17 protein-coding genes are annotated in these 22,429 nt (G+C 46.1%); 3 read left to right on the top strand and 14 right to left on the bottom strand.

What is annotated here, in order from left to right:
• Positions 1-96: 96 nt before the first annotated feature.
• The 4 genes from ACJJIY_RS11140 to ACJJIY_RS11125 form a co-directional block, all read right to left on the bottom strand.
• Complete coding sequence (locus ACJJIY_RS11140; protein WP_445359632.1) at positions 97-1,185, bottom strand: hypothetical protein; 1,089 nt, start codon at positions 1,183-1,185, stop codon at positions 97-99.
• A 387-nt stretch (positions 1,186-1,572) separates the two neighbouring features.
• The gene (locus ACJJIY_RS11135; protein WP_444916427.1) at positions 1,573-2,367 is read right to left on the bottom strand and encodes a right-handed parallel beta-helix repeat-containing protein; all 795 of its coding nucleotides are present in this window, start codon (positions 2,365-2,367) and stop codon (positions 1,573-1,575) included.
• A gap of 493 nt (positions 2,368-2,860) precedes the next feature.
• A complete protein-coding gene (locus tag ACJJIY_RS11130; RefSeq protein WP_445359631.1) occupies positions 2,861-4,495 on the bottom strand; it encodes a PepSY-associated TM helix domain-containing protein in 1,635 nt (544 codons plus the stop codon).
• A gap of 4 nt (positions 4,496-4,499) precedes the next feature.
• Entirely contained in the window at positions 4,500-4,871 is a 372-nt protein-coding gene (locus ACJJIY_RS11125) for a hypothetical protein (protein ID WP_445359630.1), read from the bottom strand.
• A 437-nt stretch (positions 4,872-5,308) separates the two neighbouring features.
• Between ACJJIY_RS11125 and ACJJIY_RS11120 the strand changes: the two genes are divergently transcribed.
• Positions 5,309-7,381 (top strand): TonB-dependent receptor, encoded by a 2,073-nt coding sequence (locus ACJJIY_RS11120; RefSeq protein ID WP_445359629.1) that lies wholly within the window; start codon positions 5,309-5,311, stop codon positions 7,379-7,381.
• Positions 7,382-7,472: 91 nt separating this feature from the next.
• Here the strand turns inward: ACJJIY_RS11120 and ACJJIY_RS11115 are convergent, their stop codons facing one another.
• Positions 7,473-8,357, bottom strand: a complete 885-nt coding sequence (locus ACJJIY_RS11115) for a hypothetical protein (RefSeq protein WP_445359628.1) — start codon at positions 8,355-8,357, stop codon at positions 7,473-7,475.
• Positions 8,358-9,068: 711 nt separating this feature from the next.
• On the opposite strand from ACJJIY_RS11115, the gene ACJJIY_RS11110 reads away from it, so the two are divergent.
• Complete coding sequence (locus ACJJIY_RS11110) at positions 9,069-9,881, top strand: NosD domain-containing protein (protein ID WP_445359627.1); 813 nt, start codon at positions 9,069-9,071, stop codon at positions 9,879-9,881.
• Positions 9,882-10,190: 309 nt separating this feature from the next.
• On the opposite strand, the gene ACJJIY_RS11105 is transcribed toward ACJJIY_RS11110, so the two are convergent.
• The 7 genes from ACJJIY_RS11105 to ACJJIY_RS11075 all read right to left on the bottom strand — a co-directional run bounded on the left by ACJJIY_RS11105 (position 10,191) and on the right by ACJJIY_RS11075 (position 19,917).
• Positions 10,191-11,033 carry a right-handed parallel beta-helix repeat-containing protein gene (locus ACJJIY_RS11105; protein WP_444898195.1) on the bottom strand — a complete coding sequence of 281 codons (843 nt, stop codon included), beginning with the start codon at positions 11,031-11,033 and terminating at the stop codon, positions 10,191-10,193.
• Between the two features lie 223 nt (positions 11,034-11,256).
• Positions 11,257-12,078 carry a right-handed parallel beta-helix repeat-containing protein gene (locus ACJJIY_RS11100; RefSeq protein ID WP_444957041.1) on the bottom strand — a complete coding sequence of 274 codons (822 nt, stop codon included), beginning with the start codon at positions 12,076-12,078 and terminating at the stop codon, positions 11,257-11,259.
• A gap of 249 nt (positions 12,079-12,327) precedes the next feature.
• Positions 12,328-13,551 carry a VWA domain-containing protein gene (locus ACJJIY_RS11095; protein ID WP_445359626.1) on the bottom strand — a complete coding sequence of 408 codons (1,224 nt, stop codon included), beginning with the start codon at positions 13,549-13,551 and terminating at the stop codon, positions 12,328-12,330.
• Entirely contained in the window at positions 13,539-15,842 is a 2,304-nt protein-coding gene (locus ACJJIY_RS11090) for a DUF5682 family protein (protein ID WP_445359625.1), read from the bottom strand. The genes ACJJIY_RS11095 and ACJJIY_RS11090 overlap by 13 nt, the downstream gene beginning before the upstream one ends.
• A 10-nt stretch (positions 15,843-15,852) precedes the next feature.
• Positions 15,853-16,932 (bottom strand): ATP-binding protein, encoded by a 1,080-nt coding sequence (locus tag ACJJIY_RS11085; RefSeq protein WP_444898200.1) that lies wholly within the window; start codon positions 16,930-16,932, stop codon positions 15,853-15,855.
• Between the two features lie 103 nt (positions 16,933-17,035).
• Complete coding sequence (locus tag ACJJIY_RS11080) at positions 17,036-18,535, bottom strand: DUF5691 domain-containing protein (protein WP_445359624.1); 1,500 nt, start codon at positions 18,533-18,535, stop codon at positions 17,036-17,038.
• Positions 18,529-19,917, bottom strand: a complete 1,389-nt coding sequence (locus ACJJIY_RS11075) for an SWIM zinc finger family protein (protein ID WP_445359623.1) — start codon at positions 19,915-19,917, stop codon at positions 18,529-18,531. The genes ACJJIY_RS11080 and ACJJIY_RS11075 overlap by 7 nt, the downstream gene beginning before the upstream one ends.
• A gap of 365 nt (positions 19,918-20,282) precedes the next feature.
• Here ACJJIY_RS11075 and ACJJIY_RS11070 point away from each other — a divergent pair, with 365 nt between their 5' ends.
• Positions 20,283-21,263: an alpha/beta hydrolase family protein gene (locus ACJJIY_RS11070; RefSeq protein ID WP_444898203.1), complete on the top strand. Its 981-nt coding sequence runs from the start codon at positions 20,283-20,285 to the stop codon at positions 21,261-21,263.
• Positions 21,264-21,346: 83 nt separating this feature from the next.
• On the opposite strand, the gene ACJJIY_RS11065 is transcribed toward ACJJIY_RS11070, so the two are convergent.
• Both ACJJIY_RS11065 and ACJJIY_RS11060 read right to left on the bottom strand, forming a co-directional pair.
• Entirely contained in the window at positions 21,347-21,685 is a 339-nt protein-coding gene (locus ACJJIY_RS11065; RefSeq protein WP_444898250.1) for a YnfA family protein, read from the bottom strand.
• 20 nt (positions 21,686-21,705) lie between these two features.
• Positions 21,706-22,260: a hypothetical protein gene (locus ACJJIY_RS11060; RefSeq protein WP_444898204.1), complete on the bottom strand. Its 555-nt coding sequence runs from the start codon at positions 22,258-22,260 to the stop codon at positions 21,706-21,708.
• Positions 22,261-22,429: the final 169 nt, after the last annotated feature.

The following is a 22,429-nucleotide window of genomic DNA, read 5'->3' as shown; positions in this document are numbered from 1 at the left end:
TCCTTTGAGTAACATAATTTAGAAATAGACAACCATCCGCGCCATCGAGCAAAATAGAGTAAGCGCAAGATCTAATTACATTACTTTGATTCAGGTTTACTGTAATCCTAAAACCACATTTCCATCCCCCACTTGAGTAGCAGAGGCGGTATTACCAGCGGTGGTTTGGGTAAAAGTAATTTGGTTGGAGTTACCTAACTGAGAAGCGGAACTGGTGTTAAAACTAGCTAACTGTGCAACAACAACAGAATTACCTGTCCCCCCAAGCTGTAAAATATCGGCTTCATTAAAGGTCCCAGCCTGTGCGATTTCGGCAGTATTAGTGCTACCATACTGTTCCGCCTGAACCGTACTAAACCCTCCTACCTGGAACACCTCTACACTGTTTGACTCACCAAACTGTTGGGAATAAGCATCGTTATAGAGGCCCGACTGCTCATGGCGAGCATCCAATCCCTCACCCTCCTGGCGAATTTCGCTATAGTGACCAACGGATTGCTGTAAAGTATCTGAGCTGTTACCAACCCCATCTTGAACCACTATTGCAGTGGAATCAAAAGCAAGAGTATGACTGACGTTTAAGGAGTTGGAGTTCCCATACTGCTCGGTAGTAACACTGTTTCCAACACTCGAATTTTGTACAACGATTGTGCTTTGATCACTACCTTCCTGATGCATGGAAATAGAATTCCCAGCTGTGCCGTTTTGCAATAAAGTAGCAGCGTTTGCATCCCCAATCTGAACAATACTTACAAATTCTCCCAGCGTATTTGTTTGCATGAAGGAAGCTTCATGGCTATCTCCAATCTGCACAATCAATATAGTGCTTAACTCTGCAAACTCTTGCCCGGGTGCCGCAGAGTTATTATCTCCAATTTGCTCTACCAGGATACTTGAAAAGACCGATCCCGCTTGGGTTGCTTCAATATAGTTACTGTCACCTACTTGTGATTGCTGAATTAAACTAAATGAAGTAAACAGATTCTGGATTGCATACACCTCGTTATCATCGCCCACCTGGACTTGAACAACAGTATTGCCAATAGCCGATGGGTCACTTTGCTCTGAGTTTGCGGTATTACCTGACCCTACCTGAAGAACATCATAGGTGTTATCTCCAGCAAAGGCGGTAGTCCCGCTCATGGAAAGTAAAACAGCTGCTGCGATAGGTCTGTACATGTTCATCTAATACTCCTTAACGATGACAAGTCCAGCTAGATAGCTTTTACGACAATTTTTTCAGGAAAGCAGCATCATTGAGTAAAACAAATATTGAGGTTGCGGCATGTAATACACGCCACATAGGGGGAGCGGTGACAGTTGAATGACTAGCTTCATAAGTCAAACTCATACTACTTCGCATACAAACAACAATATTGCGATACTTCTTGAGTGATAAAACGATGCTGAATTCAGTATTGATAAGAAACAAAGGTTTTTCTATGAGAGATTAGTTGTATGCTAGTGGGAAGAAAGTATCCTGTTTACAAAGGCGAGCAATCAGAGAGTGAGTATTTCTTACTAATAAATGAAGGAGCAGCCATACAATTCGACTACTCCATAGATTATTATTTAATCTAAACAACTCGGATCAGCCGTATCAAAAATATTTCCATACCATAAATTTGTAGACATACAGGCATCCGGATTTGAATCAACCAAATCACCATCAGGGTTACCCGTTGCTATGTTTCCGGTAATCAAATAATCACTTTGCCCCCCTCCCTCCATTGATATTCCAGTCTGTCCATTATTTGTCACTATATTTTGAACAACCAAGCCACCAGAAGATGGGTCAATAACTATTCCCTCACCATTGTTGTTATCACAAATATTCTGAGCAACAAATGAGTTATCACCGTTAATCAATATCCCGCTAGAGGTTCCTCCTTGGTTATCTATAAGAAAATTTCCAATTACTTGACTGTTAGAACCTTGAATTTCAATCCCTCGATTAAAGAAACCAGTAGCAGTAGAACCATTCACAATATTATTTTCGCTTATTAACCAAATACCGACGTCGATACCATCTTGCACAGTCATCGTTTGAATACTATGAAAGCCATCCCCATCCACAAAAATACCTATTGCACATCCATCCACCACTCCATTTGAAAGAACAGCCGCGCTGCCGAGGACGTCAATACCTCTAGAGGATCCACCGCCACATTCCAAGGTGAATCCATTCATATCTAAACTTCCAGTTGGACCCTCAATCGTTAGCGCCGGCGTACCACTACAATTTAATAGATCTTCAGTGAGAATCTCTGCGCTTGTAATAGTATCTCCACACTCCACCGCAGCCACTGACACAAAGGGAAGAGCCAATATTGCTGACACTAGAAGCTTCACATCCATTAGTTTCATGAGCTAAACCTTTAAGTCTATAAAAACAACAATTAAAAAAAGTTCGCATCCGAAGATTTTACTTTTATCGGAGGCGAAGCATTTTTTAGTCTAGCTACGGTTATTAACTTAACGATAAGAATATTTTCTCATACCTTAAAGTTTGAAATTAAAACAAATTGGCACTGAATAATACTTTCGGTCTAGGGCCTAATAAAACCCAAGCACATCAAACGACGTAATGCCTCTATTTAAATTAGCGCCTTCTATTTAGCAAGTAGCGATGCAAAGCCTATTAGCTTTTAAACGCTCTCTGTCTACTCAGGATCAAAATCTAATAAAAAAGTAATGGGCAGGCTATTCAACTTATTCATAGGCGCATAAGCACAAGAATTGGAGTCAGCCTGTTTAGCAATACCTATAGAGGCATCAGGCATGAACTAAAGGTAAAATAATCATTCCAATAGTACCCATATATCATCAAAAAAGGGGCTCTGAATAGAGCCCCTTTTAATTATCCTGATGCCTGTGGATGGGTATCAGGTAAAGGATTTTGAATACTGCTCTCTACTGCGGGTTTCTCCACAAGTTCAGACCATACACTGTCCGCTTCGATTTTTGCCCGCCGCTTGCGAAGATGAATCAAGAGTAAAACAAATGATGCACCTATCAGTAGCGCAACAACGTCAACCGCCCATACCTGGGTGGCAGCTCCCAGCAACTCGCCATTTATAAGTGAGCTAATTGGTATCAGGAAGATAGCGGCGGCACAGAAGACAAGGAGCTGCCGAGCAGCTGCCATGGGACGACGAACAAATACCCATGCCAGCGCAAATAAAAAGCCTGTGTAATAAGCGGCTTTCTGCCAAAACTCAATATCCACCTGCGCATGGGGCAGCCATTTAACTGCCAGCATACTAGCGGCGACCCCCAAGATAGTGCCCAGCCCAACCCCCACTGTGAGCTTTGCCATTACCACTGATGAGGTTGTTTGTACCGGCAGCGCCCCCTGCCCCCTGCGTTTTTTGCGGCGGCTTTCAATCCACAGCAGATTGCCGGTGAAGAAGATCAGTGCTCCCATAATGCCGAGAATAAAGTACACCCAGCGCACGGCATTTCCACCAAAACTGCCAAAATGCAGCGAGAAAAAACTCATTACTGCGCCACTGTACCCATTAAAGTTGCTGGGCAAAAAGCTGCTATAGGGAATCTCCCTCTGATAGGGATTACCGAGCACATAGCCGTACTCAGCACCGCGCACCACCTCACCATGCATGAATCCACCTACACGCATACGCGGAGAGCGAGTATCGAGATTTATATAGAGAATTTCTGCCATTTGGTATTTCGGCTCCCGTTCCTGAATCGCGGATTCCAATTCGGCGACCGGCACCAATTCAGAGAAACTCTTCACCTCTGTTGGCATCGGGCGAGTGAACATGGGTGAGTCACCGTAGGCCGTCATGCGCAGGGCATCATAAAGCGGGTCATGGAAGGCAAATACAAAGGCGGTAAAAGCAATAATCAGGTGAAACGGCAGCGAGGTGATGCCCAGGACATTGTGAAAATCCAGCCAGTATCGCTTGCGGTTTTTACCCTTTCGGAGTACCAATAAATCCTTGAACCAAGTGGGCAGGAAAATAATCAGGCCCGAAATTAGCGCCACAAAATATAGAGCCGCCACAACACCCAGTACATAAGTACCAAAAGCATCGTGGCCCTCGCCACCGGGAATACCGGCAGTGCGATGTAAATGGTCGACAAATTCGCCAATGGCGGAAACTGTAAAACTTTGAGTGATTAGCTCCCCTTTCTCATTGAAACTCGCATACCAGAGAGTATGGTCATGGGTTTTTTCATCCTCTATTTCCCAACTCACCGGTGCCGCCTGTAGACCCGCCAGTGGCAATTGGACAGTCATCTGTTTTGCTGCTTCCGGGTGCGCCTGCAGAACCCCGGAAATAAGGCTGTCATACTGATCGATAGAAATACTTGGCAGGGTAGTCTCAGGCTGCAGGGCCCATTGATTGAGGGGCCCTTTAAACATGGTCAGGGCACCAGCGACAAAAGCGATATACAGAAACAAGCCCGCAAGAATACCGGTCCAGGTATGCACGCTTTTATAAGTTTTAATCAATTCAACGCGCATATTCTTAGACTCCGAATCTCGCTACCCACAACAGGGTAAACAGCACCAAATTTAGCCCCAGGTAGAGAGACAACATACGTCTGACACTAATAAACAGGTAAACCAGACTTACCAAAGTGAGCCAGACAGGTGTGATCAGCCACATCACGAATTGGCTTTTATCATCGACCACTACATCACCGGGGCCCCACAGAGCAATCAACCCAGCAACGGCAACTGCAATGGGTAACCCCAAGAAAACTGCACACAGGCTTTTAATCCACCAGTGGGGTTTGTAGCCTTCCAGCCCTTTTTGAATTCGCTTCTTTTTCTTTGCCAAGACTTTGCCCGGCTTGTCCAATACACCGCTAAAAGGCAGCAATCCCAGCGCTAACATAAAAGTGCTAAGAAGCGTAAAGGAAGCTGACGTTGCCGAAAAATTTTGGTGGAAAAGTGCCCAGGAAATGACAAGGAGCGCAAAACTGATGAGAAGAGCGGGGTAAAACTGGATTGGTCTCTGCTCACGCCACTGCTGATTGGGACAGCCTAAATAAAAGACAGAAGACGCAAGGAGACAACTCAATAGGCCGAGTCCCGTTAAAACTGAGGAATACATTTCTAGTTTCACTTAAGGGTTAGAAGCACTACCACTAAAGTGGTAGAAAATTGTTTGCCAGGCACTGATCAATCGGTGCAGCTAAGCCGTTGCCAGACGAAATAATAGTGAGAGTTTATTGCGGCAATCCCCTATTTGCAAATAAGAATGATTAGCATTATATTCGCTGCCGATCTTCCTTGTTGTCCTGACTTCTTTACCTTGCTAGGGATTACGCTATGTATAAACGCCACCTGCTCAGCAAAGCCGTTTCACTCACTATTCTTGCTTCGATTGGAGCGACTGCAATCGCCGCAGATGAGAAGAAAGAAGAGTATGCGCCGCAGGCAATGGAAAATGTCATTGTTATTGGCGAGAAAACAGAGCGCTCCCTCAAGGAAACCACCTCTTCGGTATCCGTGATTACCGAAGAAACCTTAAATAGCATGCAACACCTGAGCATCACCGATGCGGTGTCTAATATCTCTAACGTGGTGGTACTTTCCGGCGCTACTCCAGATATTCGCGGTGTGTCCGGTAACGGTTCAGCCACCGGCTTTAACTCCTTTACCGGTGGTGCCAAAGCCCGTGTCTCCACGTTAATTGATGGTGTCGCCGAGCCATTTGTTGCAGACCTCACGGGTGATTCCGGTATTTGGGATGTAGAACAAATTGAAGTATTTCGTGGACCCCAGTCCACCAGCAATGGCCGTAACAGCATTGCCGGCTCTGTCTATATCAAAACCAAAGATCCCAGCTTCGACTGGGAAGGTGCAGCTCGCGTAGGTTACCGCGACCAGGACGGCTACATCGATACTTCTGGCATGATTTCCGGCCCAATTGTTGATGATACCCTCGCATTTCGGATAACTGCTCAACAGCTCACCGGCGACACACTGTCTAATGCTGAAGAATATGAAAATAATCCTGCTGATTTCGACCTAAATGAATTGGAAACCCAGCGACTAAAAGGCAAGCTGCTGTGGACTCCCACAGAAAAACTGAAAGCGCTCGTGGCTGTATCTACCAATAGCGAAGAAGGTAATACGGGGCGTATCTACTATACCCTGGACGATCCCTACGAATATAAGCCTGCTTTCTATCGCAATATGGATACTGAATCCACCACGACTAGCGTCAAAGTGGATTACCAGATCAACGATGATACCTCCATCGAAGTCCTCGCGGCCTATATGGATTATCAGTGGGGCTTTGACTCCTATGAAGAGGAAGCTACTGACCAACAGTATGTTCGTATGGACGAACAGAACATCACGCTCGACGCAAAACTGAACTTTGGCCTCAACAGTGATAGCTTGCACGGATTTATCGGCTTTGCTCACTTTGAAAGAGAGCAAGAATTTGACAGCACTGGTAGTACCATCTATTTCGGTGATGATGAAAGTACCTCTACTGCTTTTTATGGCGAAGTCACTTATGCACTGACTGATAGGCTGAATTTAATCAGTGGTCTACGCGTAGAGCAGGAGGAACAGGACCGTTACTTTAGCTTGCTATTCTTCGGCGAACCCAAGGACGACTCTCTTGATACCGACGAGACAATCGTTCTTCCAAAAATTGCACTGCAATATGATCTTACCGAAAACACTGTCATCTCTGCTAGCGCTCGAAAAGGATACAACTCAGCTGGTGGCGCCCTCACTTTTGACTCGGAAACATTCGAGTACAACTATTATTATTACGATGAAGAGACCGTTAATACCTACGAGCTGGCTCTGCGCAGCTCCCTAGCAGACGGCACCATCAACATAACTGGCAACCTCTTCTACAACGAATATTCCGGCTATCAAGCTCTCAGCTCTGCCCGTAGAATCGTCAATATGGATAGCGTCGAGACTTACGGTGCGGAAGTTGAAGCTATTGCTATGCTAACCCCGCAGTGGGAACTCCGTGCAGGTCTAGGCCTGCTAGAGAGTGAAATTACCGATGCCGGTACGGATTATACAGATGCGAATGGCAATGAACTCAACTCTGCCCCCAATGTCACCGCAAACTTGGGTACAAAGTATTGGTTTAATGATGCACTTAGTGTAGGTATTTCAGCCAATTATGTAGCTGAGTACTATGGTGATTTCGCCAACACTGAAGAAAGAGTCGCCGGTGACTATACTCTGGCCCGATTGAACGTGAACTACGAAGGTGAAGATTGGAATATTGCAGCGTTTATTAACAATGCCCTGGATGAAGAAGCCTATACAAATAGAGAGCCAGCTGGCCGCAGCTACCCAGACGGCTACGCTGCAATTATTGACCCACGTAATTTTGGTGTATCCGCTACCTACCACTTCTAATTAGCTCCTTTACCAACAGCTAAAAATCCGGCCCCTAGTTGAGTTTATCTCACACAGGGACCGGAATTCCGATATCGTCCTAAGCCTCGCCCTACTGCACAATTATTACCATATTGCTGTTTCCAATCTGGGAAACATTAGCATTTTGAAAATCGTTAACCTGGCTAACGGTAAACATATTTAAGTTACCCTGCTGTAATGCCGTAGCAACACCAAAGGTTCCGCTTTGGATCGTAGAACCCGTATTGTTCAAACCGATCTGAGTAGTACTTGCTAAATTGAAGCTGCCAGATTGAGCGTGGATAATGGTGTTAAATTCATTTTGCTGACTAATGGCACTGGTATTATTATTATCTGTTTGATTCACTGTAGCATTATTACTATTTCCCAGCTGACTCAATGTGGAAGTATTCGTGTCAGAGTTAAACTGCGACACAGTAGCCACATTCAAATTCCCTTGCTGGGCAGTTACCGCCGAGCTCGTCGTGCTATTGGTTTGAACAACCGTACCGGTGTTGTTGTCACCTACTTGATTAATAACTGCTGTATCAGTAGTACTACTTGACTGTGTAACAGTGGCAAAGTTAACCAGATTAAACTGATTAATAGTTGCAGTACTGGTTGTAGACGCCACCTGATTAATTACGCCAACATTAGTATTCCCATTTTGAGTAATAACGGCAGCCACAGTATCAGATGAATTCTGAGCAACCGTGGAAGAATTTAAATTCCCTGTTTGTATCTGATTAACTGTGCTTCCGGTATTTCCGTTTACCTGAGTAGCAGTGGCTGTATTAGTGTCTCCAGTCTGGGTTTGGCTGATAAAGTTAAATGTAACGGATGGATCACTTTGATCCGCTGTCGCGGTATTACCTATTCCACTTTGGTTCTGAACCGCAACATTGTCGGAGGCAAAAACACCCTGACTTGCAACAGCAAGCAGGACCGCAGCCGCCAACGGGGCACACCTTTTCATATTTATCTCCTTAGAATATGAAATGTCGCAAAATTAAGATTCTTATACTGCATCAACACACGAAGTTAATTAGCACCATATGCAACAACATTAAGAGAAAGCGATTTACGATCAGCTGCGCTTAATTTTGCTAAAACAAATACCGGAACTTCAGCATTTATGCTTATAAACTCTTGCTTCTCAAGGACTCAATCCCCAGCTTCCTTCAGGAATCTATGCTTGATGCTGTGTTGAGTCTTATCTCCGATGGCACTTTCAGCAATAGGAGAATAGTGCGGAAAATATAGGAAGAAAGTTCCCCCCCTATTTAGGAAAACAGCCATACTGTAGGCGAATCCATTATTTTTAACGCCATCACTACACACACAACGAAACCTCTCAAACACACCCTCTCTTAATATCAACCAGGCCACAAACCACTCTAGAAAATCACGCCCTCACTAATTGACACGCCACCAAAGAACAATTATGGAAACACTACACATATTTGAACCGAAAAGCCAACCTTTAAACTCATCTATAAAACACCAAATAATAAAAACCCAACTCCTCCAGCACATATCCCATCAACATAGTTAATCAATAGGAATTATTCTCCATAAATATGAGAACAACTTCCTATTGTCATCAACCAAACAAAGACCAAAATTCGAGATATTTACACCCTATCAACCACTTCAAATATCAGACAATCACAATAGGAATATATCAATGAAGGTGATTTTAAATATTAAAACATCAATAATCGCAGCAGCAAGCTGCGGCTTAATAAGTGCATCGGGTATTGCTTTAGCCGTAAGTTGTGGTGATGTAATCTCTACCGCCGAAGTATTGGATGCGGATATATCTAATTGTGCGATTTCTCCTGCCATCACAATAATGGGCCCTACCGGTAGTCTCGATCTCAATGGATTTTCATTATCCTGTGATGGCCTGGCTGGCACAGGAATTCTACTGGAAGGAACTACAGCTGTACTTATTAATAGCCAAGCATCCAGTGGCATCATTACATCATGTGATATAGGCGTATCTGTAGAAGGCAGCGGCCTTCACAATGTCATCGGCGTTACAACGCAAGAAAATGGATCTTTGGGAATGTCAGTCAGTAGCAGTCGCAATATTGTCAGCGGCTCAATCAATGACTTTAATTTTGGCAATGGTATTATCGTTCTCGGCGACTGGAATAGCTTTTTTGAAGTAAGCGCCACCAGCAACGGGGAAGGTGGCATTATTATCTCAGGAGATAACAATCAAGTTTCCCAAAGTACCGCCAGAAATAATACTTTTTCTGGAATAGCAATCCAAGATGCAAACTACACAAGCATCTTACTAAACACTACATCAAGTAATAATGAATACGGTATTTCAGTAAGTAATTTTGGGCAAGTAGGGAATCTCATAACAGGAAATACTGCTGAATCCAACGACATAGATGACCTATTTGATGATAATACTCCTGCCTGTGTAGGAACCACATGGTACGGTAATATTTTCAGCTCATCAAATGACGCCTGCATAAACTAGCTTAAAAAAAATTGCGGGATTCAAGGCATTAAACTTCTAGCCTTTGAATCCCGCATAAAAACAATTAACGCTTATCTATATCTTACTTCTGAGAATATCTCTCTATAACTGAACCAGACTAGCAAACCAAACTCTCCTCTCACTACATCAATCCACACTGGCCGACTGGATATCCCTCAGGAATAAATATGAAAACGAAAATCTAAAGGGAAATCAGGCTTTCAGCAATTACACTAGCTGCAGTGTCCGCAATACTGTGGCGACACCATTAAACTGCCTGCAAGCCTATCAACTTATCGTAAAACGCTATTAATTTGACGTTACACAATCTCCGGAGGTAGTAGCGTCAGGTGAATTTCCTACCCAGTTATTCTCACAGGGGGCAGAATTATCATCTTGCAAGTCAAAATCCACATTGCCAGAGACAGTATTGCCTACGATATTGTTTCCAGTCTGGCCAAATAGCTCCATTAAGATTCCTGCAGTATTTGACCCTTGAGTGCCATTATTCTCCACCGTATTCTGGCTGATAAGACAGCTACTGGCGCTATTAATTTGTATTCCAGTTAAAGTATTATCCGATACTGTATTTGACGATATTATTGAACTGCTACCATCTACCTGTATACCCGTTATTTCATTTCGACTTATGTCATTAGAAAACAGATTATTTGTTCCCCCCGCGATTATAATACCTGTACCTGCATTATCCGATATATTTGATATGGTTAGCGTATTATTACTACTAACAAACTCAATACCAGAAGAAGTATTACCAGAGGTGTTCAGGCCGAACAAATTATGAATACCGGAACCTTCCACAGAAATACCTGTATTGCAATTAGATACAAACCCATCCTGTAACACCCCGCCCGATATTATGGCCGCAAAACCATCGACCAAAATTCCCACTGTAGTTCCATCACAACTCAGCGTATAACCATTCAAATCCAGATATCCGGTCGGCCCAGTTACAGTCAAAGCCGGGGTAACATTGCAGAGCAAATCTTGATCCAGTATTACCGGACTGGTTATGGTGTCTCCGCACTCAACAGCACCATTTGCTAGTGAACACAAAGATGCAGACAATAAAGAAGCCGCCAAAGAAGTTATCAATGCCTTGCTTATCACAGATCGAGATATAAAGCTCACGAGAGTCCTCCCAAATAAAGCTCAAATACAGAAAAGATATGTCATGCTGATTTTGAGTCAAAAACTGGTAACAGCCATGGGAAATTTGTCCGCAAAATTTAGTAAAATAGTTTAAGCGGGGAATGGAGCATATTGATATACAAGCTACAGGAATATAAATTGTAAAAGATAACACCACTACCGAAGCCACCATAGTGGCACTATCTTTTTATATCCGTATATTTCAATCCAGGCAGCTAGGATCTACAGTATCAAAAGTATTATTTCGCCATAAATTTGTACCATTGCAGGGATCACTGTTTAAATCTTGCGCATCGAAATCTTCATTGAGAATCCCCACATTTAAAATGATCAAATTATATTGCTGATCAAAATCATTCATTAAGATTCCTGCCGTTCCCGCACCTGAAGTGCCATTATTTTCCGATGCATTTTCAACGATCCAGCTATTACTGGAATCATTAATCTCTATTCCTGAGCCCATATTCTCAAAACAGAAATTCTCTGTTATATATGACCGATCACCATCTATCTGGATACCACTCAGGGTATTTTCCTCAAAAGTATTCTGGAAGACATTATTTCTCTCCCCACTAACAATTAGTCCAACCCCCGTATTTGCTTGAGCGGTACAGGCTGTCATATAGTTGCTATTGCTCACTAATTCAAATCCGGCACTGGCATTTGCAGTGGTCGATACCGCTTGAATATTATGGAATCCATCTCCATTCGCTAAAACACCCACCTCACAATCTGCAACCTGCCCTCCTCGAAGTAGCGCTGCACGCCCCTCTAACAGCACTCCAACTTCACTACCATCACATTGAACCTCGTACCCGGTCATATTCAAGCGTCCATCTGGGCCTATCACAGTTAAAGCAGGGCTGACATCACAAGTGAGATCCTCATCCAAAGTAACGGATGTGGTAATCGTATCCCCACATTCAACATCATCCGCAATCACTGGCTTGGAAATGGAAATGTTGGATATCCCGATCATTGAGACAATGGCGATTTTATAGAGACTTGAACGAGGGAGTTTCATCAAATTTTTCCTTAGCGCTGTGTTCGTTATTCATAGTCCAGGGTCATGCCTAGGTGATTTTGATCCAGCATTAAGAAAGAACCATGAGAAATTATTCCTAATAAAATGGGAATTTAGTTTGGGTTTTATGTTTAATATGCGCCAATACGGCTACGATTTTATGGGTTTTATTAAAGAAACGAGAGTTAGGGAGATGGCCAAATGATGGAGTGGGCGTCGCCCCTGCTCCATCATTTAGTGGATAAGAATTTAGGCTTTTGGCCGAACGGCTTTGATATCCTGATCTGCAGCCCAGTTAAGAACGTCTTCACGACGCAGCGCCGTTGCCATTAGGTCCGGGAATTGATCCGGTGTACAGGCAAAAACCGGAGAGCCTATCGCAGCAAACTCTTCCGCCAGCGACTGGTCATAAGATGGACGCCCATCATCACTGAGTGCCAGTAAGGTAATCACATTTACATCCTGGCGAACAAGGTTAGCAACCCGTGCTTTTAACTCCTCTTCATTCCCCCCTTCATACAGGTCGGTAATCAGGATTAAATGTGTCTTGCCAGGCCGTTCAATTTTATCCTCGCAATAAGCCACCGCCTGGTTAATGTCTGTGCCACCGCCCAGTTGCACGCCAAACAAAACGCTGACTGGGTCTTCCAGGTCCTCAGTAAGATCTACTATTGCGGTATCAAAGCAGACCAGTTTGGTTTTCACTGCCGGTATTGAAGCCATTACCGCTGCAAAGATTGAGCTGTACACCACCGATGTCGCCATGGAGCCGGACTGATCGACACATAGAATAACTTCATCCAGGTCCGCAAGTCGGCGACTTTGTCGCATAAAACCAATCAATTTCTCAGGCACCACTGTGTGGTAGTCATGTTGGTAGTGCCTGAGATTTTGCTGAATAGTTCTATGCCAGTCGATATCGGCAAAACGCGGCCTAAAGCTGCGTTTTGATTTATTGACAGCTCCCCTAACCGCTTCTGTGGTCTTTCGCTCCAAACGCTCCATCAGCTCATCGACCACTTTCTTGATGACCTGGCGAGCAGTCTCAATAGTCTTCTCGGGCATCACTGAACGAAGACTAACCAAGTCAGCGACCAGGTGAACATCCGCTTCAATCGCTGACAAAAACTCAGGCTCCATGAGCATCTGCTTGAGGCCAAGGCGCTCAAACGCATCACGCTGGACAACTTGTACTACCGAAGTCGGAAAGAACTCGCGGATATCACCCAGCCAACGGGAAACTTGTGGCGACGAGCGAGACAAACCACCTCGACCTTTTTTACCAGACTCCGAGTCTCCGCTGCCATAAAGCGCAGTTAACGCTTGGGACAAACGCATATCCCGCTCAGAAAGCCCGGACTCACCTTCATCAGCCCCTAGCACCAGGCGCCAACGGCGTTCCTTTTGCTGGTCTTTATCGACCGTTATCTCATCGGGTTGTTGCTCTTCAGACACTTCGTTTACTGCGCCCATGTCTTGTCCTTCTGGATTAATTTGCCGATGCGCAATAGATGCTCTGACCACAGCGGCAAAACTTCGGGATTAATGGCTTTGGATACCGAGTGGTTAGATCGGGCACCGAGTACCAGCTCCATCATGCGCCGACGCTCCATCGCATCGAGACTGGAAAATACGCGCCGGAACAAGGGCAAGTACTCGATAAATACTTCTTCGTCCAGATGCAGCAACCAGCGCTGTACCGCTCCCATCAATACCGGGTCGTACAGCAGGCGCTCAACCGCTTCGGCAAAAAAGCCCTCAAAAAATCGTGCTGCATCGGCGGCAGCTACCGCTGGAGACAGGGATTTTTCCAGCAATTGCTGTAAGCGATATCCATCAAATCTTTCAGCTTGATACAAAAGACGCGCACAAAGGCCGCTGACCTGTAAACTGGAAAGAGAGCTGTCTACCAGTTGCTCGAAGGCTTGCCACCAGTCCTCCATGATTTCATCACCCAACTCTGCCAATTGCAGTGCCTGATGAGCGCTGTGAATACTGTTTCGCAGCCGTAGGGACTCTTCATCGTTAAGATTGCGACAGGCGTACGGCAGGGCCAGGGCAGATTGCATGGCTAAGCGTTCTACCAGGCCGGCAACTTGCTCCAATGCTAATTCTCGCGCGGTACCATAGCGCTGAACCTGGATTAACGCCGGCAGGCTGTCGAGAAGCTCGATACCGTCACTGGCCAGAGCCGCTCTCTCGGCCAATCGCTTCAGCCCCGCTTCAGAAGCCCGGTGCAACTGAGATTCGAGGGACAGCAAAACCACTTCTGCTAATTTGCCCAAATGACTCTCAGCGGTAATCGCCTCGATAAGTTTATTGTTAGCCGCTTGCTCAATGGTGGAACCGTAAACTAAGTTTTCCACCAACTTAACTGCATACTCCGGCTGCCAGCTGAGCACCCAGTTTTCCCGAAAAGTACCGCGACTTTTTCCGGTATGGGAGGGTTTACCCCAAGGCACTTCCAGCACAGCAAGACGGTGCAGTAACGTAGATTTATTCAGGCCGATATCACTGCGTAAATCCAGGGAAACTTCTTTATCCAGAGCCGTGGGCTTTAGCTTGGTCTTTTTCTGCCAGCGCTGTAGATCCTCCAGCAGGGGCACCAGCGGGGCATCCTCGGGGATGGAGCCAACTTGTTCACCCAGTAGCAACTCTCTTTCTACCTGTTGCCAAATAAGGCGCTCGCCAAAACAGAGGCAGGCCACAGCGGCTTCAATAATTTCTTCAAACCCCGGAGCTGGACGATTTCTAACGGCTGCCAAACTGCGACTCAGACGCACGGCTTCAATAACCGAAGCCGTAGAGACCACTTGTCCACTTTCGCGCAATGCGCGCACCAGCCGCCCAAACCAAAGCTCCAGCCACTGCTCGCCGGTGCCCTCGCGCCAAATATGCTGATACCACATAGGTGCAGCAACCCCAGCCCCGTAACCGGAGGCCATCGCCAATCGCGGCGATGTCCAGGGAATCCAGGTGGTTTTCACTTTGCTCTTGGGCAATTTCGCCGGCAGCTGTTTAATCAGTGCGCGGTCATCTTTTGCTGTGTGCTTTTCACGAAATGCCGGTAAGTGCCAGGCCCCACAGACTACAGCAACCTCACCTTCCACCCCTTTCTTTTCTTTGGCAATTTCCAGGCGCATATAGGCTTCGCGCAGTAAATCCCTTTGCGATAACGGCGCGGTTTCAGTTATTTCTCCGCGCAGCACGGTCATCGCCGACTCTACCCGGGCAAATATCTCCGCACTGTCATCGTTATTCTGCTCGATCAGGTCATTCCACCAGGCCTCACCATCTTCATAACCCGCCAGCTTCGCCAAAAGGCCGATAGGATCAGAGGTATCAGATGGTGGCTCTGGCTCGCCTGCCACCGCAGGGGAATCAGACTCTCCGCCGTTTTGCTCCACTTCAGGGGCCAGGGCTTCAGATTGGAGTAACTGCGCCAGCTGGATATTAATGGGCAGATCAATGAACTTAACTTCTACCCCTTGTTGTACGGCCCATAGGCAGGCCTGGTACTCAGGGGAGTATTCCACAAACGGGTAGTAAAGGCTGGAGCCGGGCGACTCTGCGGCATAGCCGAGTAGCGCTACCGGCGGCTGCATCTGTGCGCTAGCCAGCAGAGGCAGTAATTCACTGCAATCAGCGGGGCCCTCTATCAATACTTTTTTTGGCTTCAGCTGATCCAACGCGGCGACAAGTCGCCGCGCAGAACCGGGCCCGTGGTGCCGAATACCAAAATAATGACAATCCACCTTGGACACGGGATATCCCTTACAGTACTTCGTTCATGGTGTGGTAGTAACCGGCAAAGTCACGGCGCTTTTTCAGGACCGTTTCCAAGTACTCTTCCAATACAGCTTTATCCTGCACTGGATCTTTGACAATGGCGCCCACCAAATTACTGGAAAGCTCTTCTGCACTGAATTTACCATCGCCAAACCAGTTCGCCTGGCTCAATCCACCCACCATTACCGCAATTGCCTCAGCCGTAGACAAGTTACCGGACGGTGTTTTCAGAGTTATTTTTCCATCGAGTGTTTCACCGCCGCGTAGCTCGCGGAAAATGGTCACTATTTTCTCGATCTCTTCGCCGGCATTTGCGGGTACTGGCAACTCCAGGCTCTCACCCATCTCTGCCACGCGGCGAGAAATAATGCTGACCTCTTCATTCATATCATCGGGCAACGGCAATACCACAACATTGAAACGTCGTTTTAGTGCGGAGGATAATTCATTAACACCCTTATCGCGGTTATTGGCTGTTGCAATCACATTAAAACCGCGCTGCGCATAAACCGCATCATTCAACTCGGGGATCGGCAGCATTTTCTCTGACAGCACGGTAATCAATGTATCCTGAACATCAGAACCCATACGAGTCAGCTCTTCCAAGCGACACAAGGTACCCTGCTCCATAGCGCGATATAAAGGCGTTGGCACCAGGGCTTCTTTGCTGGGGCCCTTTGCCAGTAGCTGAGCGTAGTTCCAGCCATAGCGAATCTGGTTTTCGTCGGTACCCGCCGTACACTGGATCACACGGGTACTGTTGCCACAGATCGCCGCAGACAAGTGTTCAGACACCCAGGACTTTGCCGTGCCCGGCACACCGAGTAACAGCAGTGCACGATCGGTGGCGAGGGTGGCAACAGCAGTTTCAATCAGGCGGCGGTTGCCGATATATTTTGCACTTATCTCAGCACCTTCAGCCGTTGTGCCGCCCATCAAGTATTTCACGACTGCCTGCGGAGACAGACTCCAATTCTCTGGTTTTTTTCCGGTGTCTTCTGCTTTTAAGGCATCCAGTTCTGATTGGTAGGTAATTTCAGCGGGTTGACGAAGTACGTCACTCATGGGGAATCCTTTTATTTTACCTGCCCGGAAATTCACTGCTTATTTAATGAATTTTGCCGGGCAACGATCGGTCTTAAAATTAAATCTGTGTTGGGTGTATGGACTAAAGCCCATCCACGCCGGCAAGCTCGCTATTAAATCGAAGACAGTCAGTTGCGGGGTCTGCCCGTAGCACGCCCTGCTCAAAAAGCGCTTCCAGTAACTGCCGAGCGGTCTCTCTGGGTAACATCAAGCCCAACGCGGTCAACTCCCGCTGGAGATAAATAGACTGCAAATAACCACTCTCACTTAATTCCTCGGCAACAAGCTTTAACAGCGCCTTCCAGGGCGACGTTTTTTTCAAATCATCCCACGAAAGCTCCGTTAGCGGTTCGGGCAAAAACTTGAGTAAATCCTGAAAATCCACTTTGGCCTTTTTATTGCGCAATAGTCCAAACATCAATTCGGCACGGCGGGACTGTTCCAGGCGCGGCAATAAACTGTGTAAGAGGGACATACCGGCCTCACCGGTATCCAGGTAGCTCTCAATATTGGTGACCAGCAGGGCAATAGCCTTATCTGGCAAAGAATCTACCGCATTGGTAACAAAACTGTGGTTATCATAATCACGATTTTTATCGAGCTGCCAAGCCCCAGCTAAGTCAGTCACGCTGATATCCAGTGCTTCCGCAAGGCTTTGCAGAGATACCTTCTGCAAAAATTCCGAGCGAATGACTTGCTGTTTTTTGCTCTTGAGCTTACGGGGCAATAGTTGCAACTGCTTCTTTACCAAGCCCACTTTTTTTAATTCGTAAAACTCAGCCAACTCCTGCGCAGAAAACTCTTCCTGAGTATTGGATTCAAGTTCCGATGACAATCCCAATCGAGATAAATACTGATTGGCAAGACGCGCCACCTTTTGTGAACGATCTTTAAGCAGGGACTGTAAATATTCCCCATCGGACTCACTCAGCCGGATGGCAAGAACTCGCACGACCCTTAAACGCTTATCAGCGGGTTCGCGCCCGGCGCAGGTCTGGATCAAATTCAAAGCAGCGTTGGGGTTACTGAAGCGCAACTCCCTGAGCTTTGCCAGGCGACTGGCGGGATACCAATCATCCCAGTTTTCCTCAGTTAACGCTTCAGTATCATCAATACTACCTCGCTCATTCGCGGCCCATTGTGACCAGGGTAAATAGACTTCCGGCAAGCCTTCATCATTACTTGAAGGAAGCCAATCCGCAGGATGGGCAATATATCCCCGCTGTAACAACAACTTCAGGAGCAATCCGGTTTGCTCCATAGAGCGGGTCTGAACGCTTTCACTGACCCGTCGAAAATGGGCCCGCATTGGGTAGGGAAGCACGGGCTTATTCAACTCGGGCAACAAGGGAAATTCGCGTAACTCCCCCGGCGCCTGAGGCTGATAGAGTGCGCTTTGGTGCTGGCTGACAAGCGCTACTGCCGCTGATGCCATGCGCTCCTCTTCCAAACCTTCAAACAATGGACGCCAGGACTCAGGTAGGGCGTCGAGCTCTAAGGGCAAATCACTGCCCACCATCCAACGCTGCTGTAGGCGCTCTACCAACAACTGCTCTTCCTGGATTTTCTCAGGCGTCAGCATGCGATTGTCCCCCACTCATCTGTCCGCGCGCTGTGCAGTTCAGCAGTACTTCCATCCCACAAAATAAACGCCGCCTGTAATTTTGAACCCAGTAGTAGAGAGGGAATCTGTTCATTGTTGAGCGGTAGCGTTTGCTGACCACTCGAGCAGCGCCACCAATAATTGCCGTTGGCACATCGCAGTAGACGCCCCCCTTCAAGAAGGTGCGGTACCTGTTCTATCCAGGGTTGCTGAGACAACTGCTTTTGGTAGTGGGAGAACACGCTCTCTTGCTGGGCTGGCCATCTCTGATTCACACCATCCTGCACCACTTTAAACTCCACAGGGAAAGCTCTCAGAGGCATGCGACCGGGATAATAAACCAACTCCCCTTCTACACTGGCGCCGATACCAATGCCCACCTCCCTGCGCCCCGCAGAAGCCGGATAGTGATCCAACAACAGGGCAAATACTGGGGTGTCACTATCAAGCTTGAGCAACCAGGAAGCGTGGCTCACCAAACCATCGCGACGGGTGCTCACTTTTTCTCCAACATTCTGCCAAATACCCCTTTGTCGGGGGCTGGCAGGGTTTTCCAAGACCTGGTCACGATTCTCGGCAACGGCAATGGCCCTGCGAGCATCCACATCTTCCTCATTGGTGAGCCAAGCACTGCTGAGCAACATTAATTGCCCCAACTCCTTGAATACCACTTCCGCCTGTTTTTGTGGTGCAAGCCCCAGGGCCTTGGCTGGAAGCTCATCAACCCTGGATGCCAGGCCGGCAGCTTTGGCGTCCACTAAGCGCGCAGAGATATAGCGGCAGCGCTGGCGAAGTTCCTTGAGAAATCCCACCATGCCAGTACGCAATTGATCCTCAACCCACTGCTGGAATTCACCTAGCCCGGTGGCGATACTCTTGTTGGTTTTAGCGCGTGTCTGCGCTGCCCGCTTAGCCCTGGCCGCTTCCTTTTTTTTCTGCGCCTCTTTACTTTCCGAGGTTTCCTCAGAAATACCGTGAATGTTTTTACTGGTAGAAGCTTTTGTCTCAGCTTGGGCTTCAGGTTTACTCTTACGCCGCCGCCCCAACCACTCTACTACCCACTCCGGTGTCTCAGCCTCAATAAAGTCATCCGGCCCATCGGCGAATTGCCACAAAAGGGCTAGAACATGCTTGCAGGGAAACTTACGTGAGGGGCAGGTACACTTGTAACCGTGATCTACTGTATCTGCCATGGTGTAATAGGGATTGGCCCCCGACCCTTGGCATTGCCCCCATATACAATTTACGGAAGCCGCTTTACCGCGCAAAGGCCATTTAGCCGGCTTCAACAGTTTTTTGGCTGCGTTTAAAGAAGCCTGGTCTGGGGCCAGTTCTTGCACAACCTCTAGGGAAATATTCATCTCTTGCCTTATACAACCCAATACTGTACATAAATACAGCAACCGTATCTATGTAGCTATAGCGGCGCATAAAGTATCACGCAGCCCACAGAGATTAAAATCTAATTTCTCAAATTTTGATTTTGCCGTCACTCTTGTTGATTTAAGACAAAAAGTACACTCGGCGAGCATTTATTTGGCACGATCGAACAAGCTCTAAAGAAACAAGGTGTTCTCTCCTGCCAGCATTAGAGGGATTTCGCCTAGCCTCTCTAAATAAGTTACCATTTTCAGGAACTGGCTATATTGGCACCAATTCCAGCCAAACCTAATCGCAACAAGATATCCTTCTCTATACGATTAGGTCCATTGGATATCAACGGCCAGTGAAAAATGCAATTAAACTAAATACGATATTTGCTGTCATTAGCACATGCTTTAGCATGTCTAGCTTCTCTCAGAGAATTGCCAAACTTATTGAAAAATCTGAAAGCTTTCCTTTCAATGAGACAATAACCCAAGAACAAATTAAAGACTTAGGGTTTAAAAAAGGCAGCTATGATATAGAAAAAAGCAAAGAATACATCAGGTATTATCACGCTCCTGCTTCATCTAAAGACGGCATTCATTACTCAGTCAAATATGACACCGACGGCAAAGAAAGCACCGTTAAACTTGATTTACCAAAAGATGCACTGAAAGAAAAATATTCTGGAACAGTGATTTTATTACATGGGTTCCGATCATCAAAAGAGTTCATGTTATTTTCTGCTCAATACTTTCGCTTTCTTGGATTTCAAGTTGTAGCTCCGGACCTCCTTGGTCACGGGGAATCGAATAGCACCAAAAAATATGGTGTAGGAGATAGTGAAATCATCAATAAACTTATTGATGCACTCATCAGTAAAGGGGACATCAAGGACAAGCCCTTATATATCGTAGGAAACTCTATGGGAGCCTTAACGGCTCTCTATATCTCAGCCATGAGATCTGACTTAAATGGAATTATTTTACTTGCCCCAATGGTCCCTTTTGATCAAGCCGTGTATAACTACGGTAGGCTCAATCATCCCATACTTAGCCGGGTTATACCCGAAAATAAAATTCGAAAAGGAGCAAATCTGGCTCTGGAGCAGTCTGGTATTGAACCGAGTGATACCAATATACTTCCCCTTCTCTATTCTTCCAAGCTCCCCATACTGCTAATATCTTCCCCCTCGGATCTAATTGCACCCTATGGTAATTATATAGCTTTAGATCAATCAAATATTAATTTGGTGAAAATTCCCAATAGAAGCCACCCAAGCATATCGACCATTGGAAATATTGAACACGAAGCAATTATCAGCTGGCTTAATAAACTGTAAGATATTTACGCGATCCAAGAATTTCTCAGCTTTAAGGATAAATCACAAAGTCACCCTTAAATAAGCGCATAGATTTATCAAATCTAATTGATCATCTGCCTCGGTGAAAACATAATGATAGCCATACCCAGCATTGCTACAGCGGCACCACTCACATCCCAAACAGTGGGTTTAACACCGTTAACCAGCCATAACCACATTATTGAGGAAAAAATATAAATTCCCCCATAGGCGGCATACACCCGGCCCGCTGGAGCCGGATGCAACGTCAATAACCAAGCAAATATCGCCAAACTTATACCGCCAGGTACTAGAAGCCAAATACTCTTGTCCTGCTTTAACCACAAGTAAGCCGTGTAGCAGCCTATTATCTCTGCAAGCGCCGTAGCCAGGAACAAAGCTATAGTTTTTATTTCAAACAGTAGCATGAACGTCTAGGTGTTTAGCTATTTACCGGACAAACATTTTCAAGACGCATTGTGAAGGCTCTTTTCATATATGAAAATTGTTCAATGGTCTCCATATGCTTACTCAGGGAGTTTCTTGCACGTGTGAATTTTCTCTTTTCCGCTGCATTCATTCCCTCGTTAAACATATATAAGCTTTGCAGTGGTGCCATGGCCGTTTTCTCTGTGCGATAAAAAACATCATCAGACATCGCCAAATCAACTTTATCCCGTATGGAGCCATCCGGCATAATTTGCACGGATACGCTGGGAACATAATTCGCAATAGGGCCTTCAAAGTTAAGAACGGAGGATTCCTCCTCACTCAATTTCTTCGCCACATAAACCTTAAGCTTGTTATTGCGAACTTCCAATTTTACAAACGGCTTAATAATTTTAAATTTCTCCTTATCCTCCTCAAATAGCTTCACGGATGCTTCAAGCATTACCAGGCTTTGAGTATTGATAAAGCGTTCATATTCTTCCAAGTGGCATGATGCCTGCACTCCACCACTCAACAAGAAACATAGACTAAAGGCTAATCTTTTCATTGATCTAAATATTATCCTTAATATTTGATAAATTGATCGCCTCAAACATTAACTGGCGCACTGGTTAACCCAGCACAGTTTAGACCTCATTGGCATCACTATTAGCCAGTGATTGCGCTTGAAACTTTCTTACGATAAAAAATACGTACCCTGCTTCTTTTTCCGATTA

Source organism: Microbulbifer maximicatervae (SeqCode) (genome assembly GCF_052468155.1).
The sequence above is the reverse complement of the archived record's forward strand: the minus strand, read 5'-3'. Positions and strand labels throughout refer to the sequence as shown.